Raw genomic sequence first — 12,614 nt, 5'->3', positions numbered from 1 at the left:
GCCACCTGGAGGTCGACCGTGCCGCCCGGAGCCACCGCGGTGGTGGTCGCAACACCCACCTTCGACCGGGTGTCCAGCAGCCGGGTCGGACCGGCGGAGGTGAAGACGCTGCCCTTGGCGCCGTAGTAGCCGGCGAGGTCGGCGACCAGGTGCACGGTACCGGGGGAGGAGTTGCGGAAGGAGACCTTGCCGTCCTTCACCGGGACGGTCACCAGGTTCGGGACCGTCTGCCCCGCGACCCAGTTCAGGTTCGAGGCGGTGGGAACCGCGTCACCGTGCGGATACACCGTCAGGTAACCGGGCGCGGTGGTGGCGGTGACGGTCACGTTCATCGTCACCGCGGTCACCCCGCTCGCCGGCACCCCGGCCACACCGGCCACCTGGAGGTCGACCGTGCCGCCCGGAGCCACCGCGGTGGTGGTCGCAACACCCACCTTCGACCGGGTGTCCAGCAGCCGGGTCGGACCGGCAGGGGTGAAGACGCTGCCGAAGTTCGCGAACTCGTTCCAGCCGCGGTCGCGGTAGCCGCTGCCGGTACCCGTGTTGGCGACCACCGGGTCGTCGAGGATCGGGTAGCCCAGGCCGTCGGTGGTCAGCATGCCGGGCGCGTTCTCGTCCGCCGAGTCGATGATCGGGGAGGGCGAGGCGGTCGGGTTCGGGTCGGCCACGAGGTCGTGCGCGCCCTGACCGGTCGCGGCGGTGAAGGCCTGTCGGCCCGTGTAGGCCGCACCGGCCCAGTTGTAGGCGGCCCCGCCGCTCACCGGCGAGACCACGTTGTAGTCGACCCTGGTGCCCGCAGTGGCGGTCGGGGCGACGGTGATGCCGGTGTCGTGCGCGTGCGAGGCGCACGCCTGGTACCACTTCGACGTGTCGACCACGTTGTTCTCGACGGTCGCGCCGCCGGAGGCGCCGTCCACCACGATGCCCGGGAAGCACTGCGACATGATGCTGTTCGCCACGACGACCGTGTTCGGCGCGTCGTTGACCCTGACGCCGGTCATGTCGTCGACGAAGTTGGCGCCGATCTCGTTGGTGGTCACCACCGTGCCGGTGGAGCCGCCGTCCACCAGGACCGCGGGCCCCGGGTTGTAGCCGAACCGGCTGCGGCCGTAGACCACCTTGTCGGAGCCGTGGGTGATCCTGACGCTGCCGTACCAGGTCTGGATCCCCATGAAGGTGACGTCCGAGGCGCCGTCGGCCAGTACGGCCTCCTGCTGCTTCCCCTCCACCGTCAGGTTCTCGATCCGGAGGTGCTGGGCGCCCTGCACCACCAGCCCGTGGCCGGGGCTGCCCGGCGCCCGCAGTGCGGCGGTGGCCATCGTGTCGGGATCCCACTTCGGGCCCCGGAAGGTGATCGGCGCCTCGGCCGTCCCCGAACGGGTGAGGATGACGTTGCCGTTGTAGTCGCCGGGCGCGATCTCGACCGTCTGGCCCGGCTGCACGACGGCGGCCGCGGCCGAGACCTGGCAGAACGGGACGGCCTGGGTGCCGCTCCCGGAGTCCGAACAGTGCGAGCCCTGCGCGCTGTTCACGTAGAGCGTGGCGGCCTCGGCCGCGGCGCCGCCGGACGCGACGACGGGCAGGCCGACCGCGCCGAGAAGGACGGCGCCGAAGGCCGCCGCCATTCGATTGCTGTAAATGGTTGCCCCCCTGGGCAGACAGAAGTGAGCCGCGTGCACGCGGAGCCCTCGACATTCGCACACACATGTGGATGGAGGGCGAACGGATCATGCCACAGCGGTATCGCGCGCGCCAGGAGGAATTTCGCAGGCGGACCAGCCCGGCGGGCAAGGCCCCGCCGGGCACGACGGTCCGCAGCCGCTACTGCCCCGGGCGGACGGTGATCTCGGTGAGTTCGGCGTCGCGCGGGAGGTCGATCGCGGTGAGGATCGCGGTGGCGACCGACTCGGGGGCGATCCACTGGGCGGGGTCGTACGCCCGGCCCTCCTGGCGGTGGACCTTCTCCTGCATCGGGGTGGCGGTGCGGCCCGGGTAGACGGTGGTGACCCGCACGCCGTTGCCGTGCTCCTCGGCGCGCAGCGCGTCAGCCAGCGCCCGGACGCCGAACTTGCTGGCCGCGTACGCCGCCCAGTTGGCGTCGGCGCGCAGGCCGGCGCCGGAGTTGACGAAGACCACGTGGCCGCGGGCCAGCCGCAGCGAGGGCAGCAGCAGCCGGGTGATCTCGGCCGGGGAGACCGTGTTGACGTTCAGCTGCTCCTGCCAGGCCTTCACCGGCAGGTCGCCGACGTGGCCGAGCTCGACCACGCCGGCGATGTGCAGCAGCGAGTCCAGCTCGACCGGAAGGCTCTGGTGGCCGAAGGCCCAGGACAGCTTCGCCGGGTCGGCGAGGTCGCCGACCAGGGTGCCGGCGCCGGGGTGGCGCTCGCGCAGCTGGGCGGCGCGGCGGGCGTCGCGGGCGAGCAGCAGGACGTCCTCGCCGCGTGCCAGCAGCCGCTCCGCGACGACGGAGCCGATGCCGGAGCCGGCGCCGGTGATCAGGTGGGTGCCCATCCGGGACGTCCTCTCAGCGGGAGCGGTCGAGGGCCGCGAAGGCCTCGGCCGGGGTGGTGGCGAAGATGACCAGCTCGGCCAGCGGGCGGGGCAGGAAGCCCTCGGTCTCCATCCGCTCCAGCTGGGTGCGCAGGCCCGCGTAGAAGCCCTCGGTGTCCAGCAGGACGACCGGCTTGTCGTGCAGGCCGTGCTTCTTGAGCTCCAGCACCTCGGTGACCTCGTCGAGCGTGCCGAGGCCGCCGACCAGCACCACGACCGCGTCGGCGCGCTCCAGCAGCAGGGCCTTGCGGGCGGCCAGGTCGGGGGCGGAGACGAGTTCGTCGGCGCCCTCGTACGCCTTGTGGGCGAGCAGGTCGACGGAGATGCCGACCAGGCGGCCGCCGGCCTCCTTGACGCCGTCGGCGAGCAGCCCCATCAGGCCGGCGTGCGAGCCGCCCCAGACCAGGGTGTCGCCGCGCTCCCCCAGCCGGCGGGCGAAGTCGGCGGCGGGGACGGTGTAGCGGTCGTCGAGCGAGTACGCGGAGCAGAAGACGGTGATGTTCATAGGCCCTCAGGTCTACCACGGCCGGCCGCCCGGGCTCATCGGGATTCCGCCCGGTCCGGCGGCCGCCGGACCGCAGCACGGCGGGCGGCGGGCGTCAGCCGTCAGGCTTCAGGCGTCAGGCGTCAGGCGTCAGGCGTCAGGCGTCAGGCGCCGGGCGGTGACGGTGCGGCGCTCGGTGGCGGAGATGGTCGCCGAGCCGACCACCCGGGTGCCGTCGTAGAGCACCACGGCCTGGCCGGGGGCGATGCCGCGGGCCGGGGTGTCCAGCTGCACCCGCAGCTCCTCGCCGTCCAGCACCGCGGTCACCGGGACCTCCTCGCCGTGCGCGCGCAACTGGGCGGTGTAGCGGCCCTCGCCCTCGGCGGGGGCGCCGCACCAGCGCGGCGCGATCGCGGTGAGCGCCAGCACGTCCAGGCCCTCGGCGGGGCCGACGGTGACGGTGTTGGTGACCGGCGAGATGTCCAGCACGTACCGCGGCTTGCCGTCGGCGGCCGGGCGGCCGATCCGCAGGCCCTTGCGCTGGCCGATGGTGAAGCCGTACGCGCCCTCGTGCTCGCCGAGCTTGGTGCCGTCGGCGTCGACGATGTCGCCGGTGGCGGTGCCGAGGTGCTTGGCCAGGAAGCCCTGGGTGTCGCCGTCGGCGATGAAGCAGATGTCGTGGCTGTCGGGCTTCTTGGCGACGGCCAGGCCGCGGCGCTCGGCCTCGCGGCGGATCTCGTCCTTGGTGGTGTCGCCGAGCGGGAAGAGCGAGTGGGCGAGCTGGTCGGCGTCCAGCACCCCGAGCACGTACGACTGGTCCTTGGCGGCGTCCACGGCGCGGTGCAGCTCGCGGCCGCCGCCGGGGAGCTCGACGATCCGGGCGTAGTGGCCGGTGCAGACCGCGTCGAAGCCGAGCGCGAGGGCCCGGTCGAGCAGCGCCGCGAACTTGATCTTCTCGTTGCAGCGCAGGCACGGGTTGGGGGTGCGGCCGGCCGCGTACTCGGCGACGAAGTCGTCGATGACGTCCTCGCGGAACCGCTCGGCGAGGTCCCACACGTAGAACGGGATGCCGATCACGTCGGCGGCCCGCCGGGCGTCGCGGGAGTCCTCGATGGTGCAGCAGCCGCGGGCGCCGGTGCGGAAGGACTGCGGGTTGGACGACAGCGCCAGGTGCACACCGGTCACCTCGTGGCCCGCCTCGGCGGCCCGGGCGGCGGCGACGGCGGAGTCCACCCCGCCGGACATCGCGGCCAGCACGCGCAGGCGGCGGCCGTCGGAGGGAGCGGTCGGGGCACCGGGGAAGTCAGTCATGATGACGTCCAGCGTACGGGGTCCGCTCCGCCGTCCGGTTCGCCCGTCCGTGCGACCGGCATCCGTCGCGAGATGTACGTCCGGTGCATCGCGGGGCGCACCCGCCCCGGCGAAAGATCGTCCCGTCGGTGCCCGATTCCGGCCGTTCCGGTTCCTACGGTGGAAACGACCGTCCGATCGCCCCCCGCGAGGATGCCAACCATGATCGAAGCCGTCGGCCTGACCAAGCGCTACGGCCCGCGCACCGCCGTCGAGGACCTGAGTTTCACCGTGCGCCCCGGCGCCGTGACCGGATTCCTCGGCCCCAACGGCGCCGGCAAGTCCACCACCATGCGGATGCTGCTCGGCCTGGACGCGCCGAGCGCCGGCCGTGCCACCGTGAACGGCCGCCGCTACGCCGACCACCCCGCGCCGCTGCGCGAGGTCGGCGCGATGCTGGAGGCCCGCGCCATCCACACCGGCCGCAGCGCGCACAACCACCTGGCCGCCCTGGCCGCCACCCACGGCATCGGCCGGCGCCGGGTCAACGAGGTCGTCGACCTGGTCGGCCTGCGCGAGGTGGCCCGCAAGCGGGCCGGCGGGTTCTCGCTCGGCATGGGCCAGCGCCTGGGCATCGCCTCCGCGCTGCTCGGCGACCCGGCCACGCTCATCCTGGACGAGCCGGTCAACGGCCTCGACCCGGAGGGCATCCTGTGGATCCGCAACCTCCTCAAGTCGCTCGCCGCCGAGGGCCGCACCGTGCTGGTCTCCTCGCACCTGATGAGCGAGATGGCGCTGACCGCGGAGTACCTGATCGTGATCGGCCGCGGCCGGCTGATCGCCGACACCTCGGTGGCCGAGTTCACCGCGCAGGCGTCCAGCGGCGCCGTCCTCGTCCGCTCCCCCGACGCGGTGAAGCTGGCCGACCTGCTGGGCGCCCTGCCGGGCGTCGGGGCGGTCCCCGACGCGGACGACGCGCTGCGCCTGACCGTGACCGGCACGGACGCCGAGCGGATCGGCCGCCTCGCCGCCGAGAACGCCCTGGTGCTGTTCGAGCTCACCCCGCAGCAGGCCTCGCTGGAGGAGGCGTTCATGGAGCTGACCCGGGACGCCGTGGAGTACCAGGCCGTCGTGGCCCCCGCCGAGCTGGTCAAGGAGACCGTCGCATGAGCACCGCCGCCCTCCCCGCCGAGGCCGCGCCCCGCGCCGCCGGCGTGACCCTGCCGCGGGTCGTCCACTCCGAGTGGATCAAGTTCCGGTCGCTGCGCTCCACGTACTGGACGCTGGCGATCACCATGGCGCTCACCATCGGGATCGCGGCCCTGGCGTGCTGGGGCGCAGTCAGCCGGCTGGACCGCCTCCCCGCCGCTGAGCGGGCCGCGTTCTCCCCGGCCGAGCACAGCCTCCGGGGCTACTTCGTCGCCCAGCTGGCGATCGGTGTCCTCGGCGTGCTGGTCATCACCGGCGAGTACTCGACCGGGATGATCCGCGCCTCGCTCTCGGCGGTGCCCAGGCGGCTGCCGGTCCTGTGGGCCAAGTCCGCCGTCTTCGGCGCCGTCGCCTGGGTCGTCAGCACCGTCGCGTGCCTGATCGCCTTCTTCGTCGGCCAGTCCATCCTCGCCTCCAAGCACCTGGACACCACGCTCTCGGCGCCCGGCGTCACCCGCGTGGTGCTCGGCATGGGCCTGTACCTCACCGCCGTCGGCCTGCTCTCCGTCGGCATCGGCACGATGATCCGCAACACCGCCGGCGGCATCGCGGCCGTGGTCGGCGTGCTGATGCTGCTCCCGCTGCTCATGGAGGCACTGCCCAGCTCCTGGCAGGACAACATCTCGCCGTACCTGCCGAGCAACGCCGGCGGGGCCCTCACCACCCTCCACCAGGGCCCGCACGACCTCGCGCCGTGGACGGGATTCGGCGTCCTCTGCCTGTACGTGCTGGCGTCGCTCATCGGCGCGGCCGTCGTCCTCAAGCGACGGGACGCGTGACGGCCGCCCCGCCGCCGCGTGTGAGCATGGTCCGGTGACCTCGTCCGAGCAGACCCTGCCGGCCCGGTCCGCGCGCCCCGGCGCCCGGACCGGGTTCGCGGCGCTGCCCGCCCTCCTCGGGCAGCTGCGGGTCCGGGTGCTCACCGAGCGGTACCCGACGGCGGTGGACTTCTGCTGCGCACTGGCGCTGCTGCTGCTCACCGCCGTCCCGCAGCACCGCGAGCTGCACGCCCGCCCGTGGTTCTGGCTGCTGCAGGCCGCCCTGGTGCTGCCGCTGACCTTCCGCCGGCGCGCGCCGTTCGCGGTCTTCGGCGTGACCGCGGCGGTCGCCTTCGTGCAGTGGCTGACCGCCCACGCGATGCCCGCCGACCTGGCGGTGCTGCTCGCGCTGTACACCGTCGCCGCGCACTGCCCGCGCCGCCGCACCGCGGTGGCCTACGCCGTGGTCGAGCTCGGCGCCCTGCTGTCGGTGCTGCGCTGGACGCCGACCGGCGAGCACGGCTCGCTGCTCGACAACCAGATCCGGATCTTCGTCCTGCTGTCCGGGACGACGGCGGCCGCCCTGGTGATCGGACTGAACGTGCGCGCCCGGCGGGCCCAGCTGGCCGCCCTGCGGCAGCGCGCCGTCGACCTGGAGCGCTCCCGCGACCAGCAGTCCGCGCTGGCGGTCGCCCAGGAGCGCTCGCGGATCGCCCGCGAGATGCACGACATCGTCACGCACAACCTCTCGGTGATGGTCGCCCTCGCCGACGCCGCCGTGTACGCCAACCCGCGCTCCCCCGAGCGGGCGACCGAGGCGATGCGGCAGTCCGCCGAGACCGGGCGCCGGGCGCTCACCGACATGCGCCGCTTCCTGGGCGTGCTGCGGGCCGACGAACCGGACGCGCTGCGCCACCCGCAGCCCGGCATCGGCCAGCTGGCGGCCCTGGTGGACCAGGTGCGGGCAGCCGGGCTGCCGGCCGGCCTCGCGCTGACGGGCGATCATTCGGGCATCTCCCCCGGCGCCCAGCTGACGGTCTACCGCCTGGTGCAGGAGTCGCTGACCAACACGCTCAAGCACGCCGCGCCCGGCGTCCGCGCCGAGGTGCGGGTCGACTGCTCGCCGGCCGCGGTGGCGGTCGAGGTCAGCGACGACGGGCGGCCGTTCGCGGCCGTCCCCGGCCTCGGCCAGGGCCTGGCCGGGATGCGCGAGCGCGCCGCCGCGTACGGCGGCGACCTGACGGCCGGGCCGCTGCCCGGCGGCGGCTGGCGGGTGGCCGTCACCCTTGACCTGGACGACCCCGAGGAGGCGGACGCCGGATGACCGTACGAGTCCTGCTGGTCGACGACCAGCCGCTGCTGCGGGTGGCGTTCTCGCTGGTGCTGGAGTCGCAGCCGGACATGGCGGTGGCCGGCGAGGCGGAGGACGGCGCCGAGGCCGTGCGGATGGTCGCCGAGCACCCGGTCGACGTGGTGCTGATGGACGTCCGGATGCCCGGCATGGACGGCATCGAGGCGACCCGGCGGATCGTCGAGCGCAGCCCGGACACCCGGGTGCTGATCCTCACCACCTTCGACCTCGACGAGTACGCCTTCGCCGGGCTGCGGGCCGGGGCCTCGGGCTTCCTGCTGAAGAACGCCAGACCGGACGAGCTGCTCGCGGCGATCCGCTGCGTGGCGGCGGGCGACGCGGTGGTCGCGCCGCGGATCACCCGGCGGCTGCTGGACACCTTCGCCTCCCAGCTGCCCGCCGACGGCGGCGGTCCGACCCGCGGCGAGGCGGCCGTCTCGGCGCTGACGGCCCGTGAGCGCAGCGTGCTCGTGCAGGTCGCCCGCGGCCTGTCCAACGCCGAGATCGCGGCCGAACTCTCGCTCGCCGAGGCCACCGTGAAGACCCATGTCAGCCGGATCCTGCTGAAGCTGGGCCTGCGCGACCGGGTCCAGGCGGTGGTCTTCGCCTACGAGAACCGGCTGGTCCACCCCGCCTGACCGGGCGGGGTGCCCTAGCGGGCCTGCGTCCGGGCGCGGCGGCCCGCGGCGGCGCGGCCGGCGTTGCGGGCGCGCTCCACGGCGGGGGCGATCGCGGCGGCGAGCGCCGCGACGTCCCCCTCCTCGGAGGTGTGGCCGAGCGAGAAGCGCAGGCTGGCGCGGGCCAGTACGGGGTCGACGCCCATCGCCAGCAGCACGTGGCTGGGCTGCGGCACCCCGGCCGAGCAGGCCGAGCCGGTGGAGCACTCGATGCCCTGCGCGTCGAGCAGCATCAGCAGCGCGTCGCCCTCGCAGCCGGGGAAGGAGAAGTGCGCGTTGTTGGCGAGCCGCCCGCCGGGCGCGGGGTCGCCGTTCAGCACGGCGTCGGGCACCGCCTTGAGCACCTGGGCGACCAGCTCTCCGCGGAGCGAGCCGACGGCCTCGGCCTGCTCCTCGCGGCGCTCCACGGCCAGCGCGGCGGCCACCGCGAAGGCGGCCGCGCCCGGCACGTCGAGGGTGCCGGAGCGGACGTCCCGCTCCTGGCCGCCGCCGTGCAGCAGCGGTACCGGCGCGGCACTGCGGGCGAGCAGCAGCGCGCCGACGCCGTACGGTCCGCCGATCTTGTGGCCGGTGACGGTGAGCGCGGTGAGCCCCGAGTCGGCGAAGGAGACCGGCACCTGACCGAGCGCCTGCACCGCGTCGGCGTGCATCGGGATGTCGAACTCGGCTGCCACCGCTGCCAGTTCGGCGATCGGCTGGAGAGTGCCGACCTCGTTGTTGGCCCACATGACGGTGACCAGGGCGACGTCGGCGGGGTTGCGCTCGATCGCCTCGCGCAGCGCCTCGGGGTGCACCCGGCCGAGGCCGTCGACCGGCAGGTACTCGACGTCCGCGCCCTCGTGCTCCGCGAGCCAGTGCACCGCGTCCAGCACCGCGTGGTGCTCGACCGGGCTGCTCAGCACCCGTCGGCGGGCCGGGTCGGCGCCGCGGCGCGCCCAGTACAGGCCCTTGACGGCGAGGTTGTCCGACTCGGTGCCGCCCCCGGTGAGCACGATCTCGCTGGGGCGGGCGCCGAGCGAGGCGGCCAGCGACTCGCGGGACTCCTCCACCACCCGGCGGGCGCGTCGGCCGGCCGCGTGCAGCGAGGAGGCGTTGCCGGTGACGCCGAGGTGCGCGCTCATGGCGGCGATGGCCTCGGGCAGCATCGGGGTGGTGGCTGCGTGGTCGAGATATGGCATGGCGGCTCCAGTGTAGGGGCCGCCCGGGGTCGGCCAGGGCCGCGGTCCGGGGGCCGGTCACGATTCGGCCATTGCAGCGGCTGCAACGCCCGGTTAGCCTCCTGCCCCACAGGCGTGCGACGAGGGGTGGACGGATGTCGCAGACGGTGGACCGGGCGCTGACGATCCTCGCCTCCCTGGGCGAGGGCCCCGCCTCGCTGGAGCAGGCGGCCGCACGGATCGGCGTGCACAAGTCCACGGCGCTGCGGCTGCTGCGGACCCTCCAGGAGCACGGCTTCGTGCACCGCCAGCCCGACCACCGCTACCGCCTCGGCGGGCGGCTGTTCGGCCTGGCCCAGCAGGCCCTGGAGGGCATCGACATCCGGCAGGTCGCGGCGCCGTACCTGGCCTCGCTGAACGAGCGGTACGGCCACACCGTGCAGCTGGCCGTGCTGGAGGACGACACGCTGCTCTACCTGGACCGGGTGGAGGGCCGCCACCCGGCGGCGGCCGGCCGCCCGGCGCCCGGCGGGCGGATCGGCATGCGCGCCCCCGCGGCGGCCACCGCGGCCGGCCGGGTGCTGCTCGCGGACCTGCCGGAGGAGCAGCTGACGGCCTTTCTGGAGCAGCTGCGGGCGCGTCCGCAGGGCACCGCGGCCCGCGCCGCCGCGGGCCCGGCCGGCGAGGAGCTGCGGGCCGAGCTGGCGGCCGTGCGCCGCCAGGGCTGGGCGGTGGACCAGGGCGGCTACCGGGAGGCGGTGAACTGCCTGGCCGCCCCGGTGGTGGGGACGGAGGGGCGGGCCATCGCGGCGTGCTCGATCTCCGCACCGGCCCGGGTGGCGCCGCTCGCCGAGCTGAGCCGGCTGCTGCCTGAGCTGCTGTGCACGGTGGAGGCGATCTCGCTGGCGTACGGCGGCTCGCCTACTCCTCGCTGGTGCGAGAACCGTTGCGGTGCCAAGCACGCGGTGCCCGCCAGCCGTACCTGAGGGCGAGCATCCGGATCACGAAGGCGGCCAGCGCGGCCGCGGAGGCGTTCAGCCCGGTGAGCCGGTCGGCGGCGATCAGCAGCGCGACCAGGGTGGCGCCGACCAGGGCGGGCACCGCGTAGATCTCGCGGTCCCAGCGCAGCAGGGAGGGCGGCTCCATGGCGAGCAGGTCGCGGATGACGCCGCCGCCGGCCGCGGTGAGCATGCCGAGGGCGACCGAGGCGACGAAGCCGAGCCCGTAGTCGTGGGCCTTGATGGTGCCGGTCACGCAGAAGAGGCCGAGGCCGGCCGCGTCCAGGGTCTGCACGGCGCGGTTGATCCGCTCCACCTCCGGGTGCAGGAAGAAGACCACCACGCCGGCGGCGAGCGGCGTGGAGAAGTAGCCGAGGTTGCTGAACGCGGCGACCGGGGTGGCCCCGATCACCAGGTCGCGCATCACGCCGCCGCCGAGCGCGGTGGCCTCCGCCAGGACGCAGATGCCGAAGATGTCCATGTTCTTGCGGACGGCCAGCAGGCCGCCGGACAGGGCGAAGACGAAGATGCCGACCAGGTCCAGGGCCTGCTGCAGCCCCGGGGAGAAGATTTGCGAGCTCACCGGCCAAGTCTCCCTGGTCCGGGCGGCGGGTCCGGCGGGCACCCCGCCCGGGCGGCCCGGGGCCGGCGGGCGGGGTGTGCGGGCCCGGGGCGGCCGGTCAGGCGAACGACTCCTGCGGGGCCTGGCCGCCGAGCGCGTTGAGCCGCTCGGGCATCGCCAGGGTGGTCATCCGGCGCCAGCCGAGCACCCGCTCGTAGGCGTACACCGCGTGGATGCCGGCCGCGAGCAGCGCGGACTTGGCCCGCGGCCAGTGCAGGATCCGGCCCATGTGGGCCATCACGGCGAGGCTGACGTCGCGGTAGGTGCGGACCTCGGCCTGCGCGCTCTCCTGGAGGATCCGCAGGATGGTGCGGCCGTGGCCGGCGGCGGCCAGCCGCAGCAGCTCCTCGTGGCAGAAGGCGAGGTGGTTGTCCTCGTCGTTGGAGATCATCTTCACCGCGCGGCCGATCTCGGGGTGGTCGCCGAAGACCTTCTTGAGCAGCTGCATCTGCTCGGCGGCGCGCTGCTCGGTCACCCGGCTGTGCGCCAGGTAGGTGATCACGTCGTACTCGCTGAGCGACTCGTCGCGCCGCAGCCGGCTGTGCGCGAGGCCGATGCCCTGGCGCTCCAGCATCATCGTGTAGTCGGTGTCACCGGGGACGTCCACCGGCTCCAGGCCGCGCTTGTGCAGCAGGGCGTTGAAGATCCGGCCGTGCTTGTCCTCGTCCGCGCCGTGCCGGGCGACCTTGGGGGCGAGCACCTGGTCGGTGACCAGCCGGGAGATCCGCCCGTTCTCCCAGCCGCCCTGGTCCTCGCCCTTGGCCGCGATGCTGCAGAACAGGCGGAACGCCTCGTCGTCGTCGTGGATCTCCTGGAACAGGCTGCGTGCTGAGAGCATCTCGCCCAACTCCCCCGGCCGCCGGTGCCGGCCGTGCGTCGATTCGGATCGGGATACCGTCAGTGAACGCAGCCGCCCCGGGGCCTGCAATTGCACGGGCCGCCCGCTCACCCGGACGGAGGACCCCCCGCTACGGCCGGGTGCCGACGGCGACCAGCGCCGCCGCCGGGAAGCCGCCGGCCGCGTACGGCGCGGCCAGCCGGTCGTAGGCGGCGCGGATCCGGGCGGCGGCGGCCGCCGGGCGGTCCTCGATCAGCGAGGCGGTCAGGACGGTGCCGCCGAGCACGTGGTGCCACCAGGCGTCCGGGTCGGCCCGGTGCGTCCAGTCGGCCCGCTCGACCCGGACGCCGGCCAGGCCGGCGCCGCGCAGCAGTGCGGCCAGGGCCTCCGGGCCGCTGTAGGGCGCGAACGGGGAGGGCGCGCGGCGCGGACCGGGCGGGCCCGTCCGGTCCGCCTCGGCGACGGCGTCGGCGAAGACGCCCTGGGCCCGGTTGCGGGCCGGGGAGTCCCAGCTGGAGAGCACCACCCGGCCGCCGGGCGCGAGCACCCGGGCGAGGTCGGCCAGCGCGGCCGGCGGGTCGGGGACGTGGTTGACCACGAACGCGCCGACCACCGCGTCGAAGGCGCCGTCGGCGATCGGCAGCCCGGGCAGGGCCGCGGCCAGCACCGGGACGCCGGGC

The 12,614-nt window shown here is 74.6% G+C and carries 13 protein-coding genes; 5 read left to right on the top strand and 8 right to left on the bottom strand.

All coding sequences use genetic code 11. The features are described from left to right. The 4 genes from ACFV0G_RS21415 to mnmA all read right to left on the bottom strand — a co-directional run. The coding region (locus tag ACFV0G_RS21415) for a right-handed parallel beta-helix repeat-containing protein (protein ID WP_380550019.1) at positions 1-1,625 on the bottom strand (1,625 nt) is incomplete at its 3' end. Between the two features lie 196 nt (positions 1,626-1,821). Then, entirely contained in the window at positions 1,822-2,511 is a 690-nt protein-coding gene (locus tag ACFV0G_RS21410) for an SDR family oxidoreductase (RefSeq protein WP_380550016.1), read from the bottom strand. Positions 2,512-2,524: 13 nt separating this feature from the next. Beyond that, positions 2,525-3,055 (bottom strand): TIGR00730 family Rossman fold protein, encoded by a 531-nt coding sequence (locus tag ACFV0G_RS21405; protein ID WP_380550013.1) that lies wholly within the window; start codon positions 3,053-3,055, stop codon positions 2,525-2,527. A 129-nt stretch (positions 3,056-3,184) separates the two neighbouring features. Beyond that, complete coding sequence (mnmA, locus tag ACFV0G_RS21400; protein WP_380550010.1) at positions 3,185-4,345, bottom strand: tRNA 2-thiouridine(34) synthase MnmA; 1,161 nt, start codon at positions 4,343-4,345, stop codon at positions 3,185-3,187. A gap of 201 nt (positions 4,346-4,546) precedes the next feature. Here mnmA and ACFV0G_RS21395 point away from each other — a divergent pair, with 201 nt between their 5' ends. From ACFV0G_RS21395 to ACFV0G_RS21380, 4 genes are read left to right on the top strand one after another with little or no spacing between them, the layout of a single operon-like run. Further along, positions 4,547-5,494 (top strand): ATP-binding cassette domain-containing protein, encoded by a 948-nt coding sequence (locus tag ACFV0G_RS21395; RefSeq protein WP_380550007.1) that lies wholly within the window; start codon positions 4,547-4,549, stop codon positions 5,492-5,494. Beyond that, positions 5,491-6,312, top strand: coding sequence for an ABC transporter permease subunit (locus ACFV0G_RS21390; protein ID WP_380550004.1), 822 nt, complete (start codon positions 5,491-5,493; stop codon positions 6,310-6,312). Before ACFV0G_RS21395 ends, ACFV0G_RS21390 begins: the two co-directional genes overlap by 4 nt. A 34-nt stretch (positions 6,313-6,346) precedes the next feature. Further along, positions 6,347-7,615 carry a sensor histidine kinase gene (locus ACFV0G_RS21385; RefSeq protein WP_380550001.1) on the top strand — a complete coding sequence of 423 codons (1,269 nt, stop codon included), beginning with the start codon at positions 6,347-6,349 and terminating at the stop codon, positions 7,613-7,615. Then, positions 7,612-8,280, top strand: coding sequence for a response regulator (locus ACFV0G_RS21380; protein ID WP_380549998.1), 669 nt, complete (start codon positions 7,612-7,614; stop codon positions 8,278-8,280). Before ACFV0G_RS21385 ends, ACFV0G_RS21380 begins: the two co-directional genes overlap by 4 nt. A 14-nt stretch (positions 8,281-8,294) precedes the next feature. On the opposite strand, the gene ACFV0G_RS21375 is transcribed toward ACFV0G_RS21380, so the two are convergent. Beyond that, positions 8,295-9,497: a cysteine desulfurase family protein gene (locus ACFV0G_RS21375; RefSeq protein WP_380549995.1), complete on the bottom strand. Its 1,203-nt coding sequence runs from the start codon at positions 9,495-9,497 to the stop codon at positions 8,295-8,297. Between the two features lie 134 nt (positions 9,498-9,631). Here ACFV0G_RS21375 and ACFV0G_RS21370 point away from each other — a divergent pair, with 134 nt between their 5' ends. Beyond that, positions 9,632-10,462: an IclR family transcriptional regulator gene (locus tag ACFV0G_RS21370; RefSeq protein ID WP_380549992.1), complete on the top strand. Its 831-nt coding sequence runs from the start codon at positions 9,632-9,634 to the stop codon at positions 10,460-10,462. Here the strand turns inward: ACFV0G_RS21370 and ACFV0G_RS21365 are convergent. The 3 genes from ACFV0G_RS21365 to ACFV0G_RS21355 all read right to left on the bottom strand — a co-directional run. Then, complete coding sequence (locus ACFV0G_RS21365; RefSeq protein WP_380549989.1) at positions 10,398-11,057, bottom strand: trimeric intracellular cation channel family protein; 660 nt, start codon at positions 11,055-11,057, stop codon at positions 10,398-10,400. The two genes, ACFV0G_RS21370 and ACFV0G_RS21365, sit on opposite strands and share 65 nt — an antisense overlap. 97 nt (positions 11,058-11,154) lie before the next feature. Continuing rightward, positions 11,155-11,934, bottom strand: coding sequence for a ferritin-like domain-containing protein (locus ACFV0G_RS21360; RefSeq protein WP_380549986.1), 780 nt, complete (start codon positions 11,932-11,934; stop codon positions 11,155-11,157). A 130-nt stretch (positions 11,935-12,064) separates the two neighbouring features. Continuing rightward, positions 12,065-12,614 (bottom strand): class I SAM-dependent methyltransferase (locus tag ACFV0G_RS21355; RefSeq protein WP_380549983.1); only part of this gene is annotated, 550 nt, incomplete at its 5' end.

Source organism: Kitasatospora sp. NPDC059571, from assembly GCF_042735675.1.
In the GTDB taxonomy this organism is placed as follows: domain Bacteria; phylum Actinomycetota; class Actinomycetes; order Streptomycetales; family Streptomycetaceae; genus Kitasatospora.
The sequence above is the reverse complement of the archived record's forward strand: the minus strand, read 5'-3'. Positions and strand labels throughout refer to the sequence as shown.

Bases quoted from the DNA above. Each gene is read 5' to 3' on its own strand.
- ACFV0G_RS21410 (WP_380550016.1), bottom strand. From the start codon at position 2,511: ATGGGCACCCACCTGATCACCGGCGCCGGCTCCGGCATCGGCTCCGTC.
- ACFV0G_RS21405 (WP_380550013.1), bottom strand. From the start codon at position 3,055: ATGAACATCACCGTCTTCTGCTCCGCGTACTCGCTCGACGACCGCTAC.
- mnmA (WP_380550010.1), bottom strand. From the start codon at position 4,345: ATGACTGACTTCCCCGGTGCCCCGACCGCTCCCTCCGACGGCCGCCGC.
- ACFV0G_RS21395 (WP_380550007.1), top strand. From the start codon at position 4,547: ATGATCGAAGCCGTCGGCCTGACCAAGCGCTACGGCCCGCGCACCGCC.
- ACFV0G_RS21390 (WP_380550004.1), top strand. From the start codon at position 5,491: ATGAGCACCGCCGCCCTCCCCGCCGAGGCCGCGCCCCGCGCCGCCGGC.
- ACFV0G_RS21380 (WP_380549998.1), top strand. From the start codon at position 7,612: ATGACCGTACGAGTCCTGCTGGTCGACGACCAGCCGCTGCTGCGGGTG.
- ACFV0G_RS21375 (WP_380549995.1), bottom strand. From the start codon at position 9,497: ATGCCATATCTCGACCACGCAGCCACCACCCCGATGCTGCCCGAGGCC.
- ACFV0G_RS21370 (WP_380549992.1), top strand. From the start codon at position 9,632: ATGTCGCAGACGGTGGACCGGGCGCTGACGATCCTCGCCTCCCTGGGC.
- ACFV0G_RS21360 (WP_380549986.1), bottom strand. From the start codon at position 11,934: ATGCTCTCAGCACGCAGCCTGTTCCAGGAGATCCACGACGACGACGAG.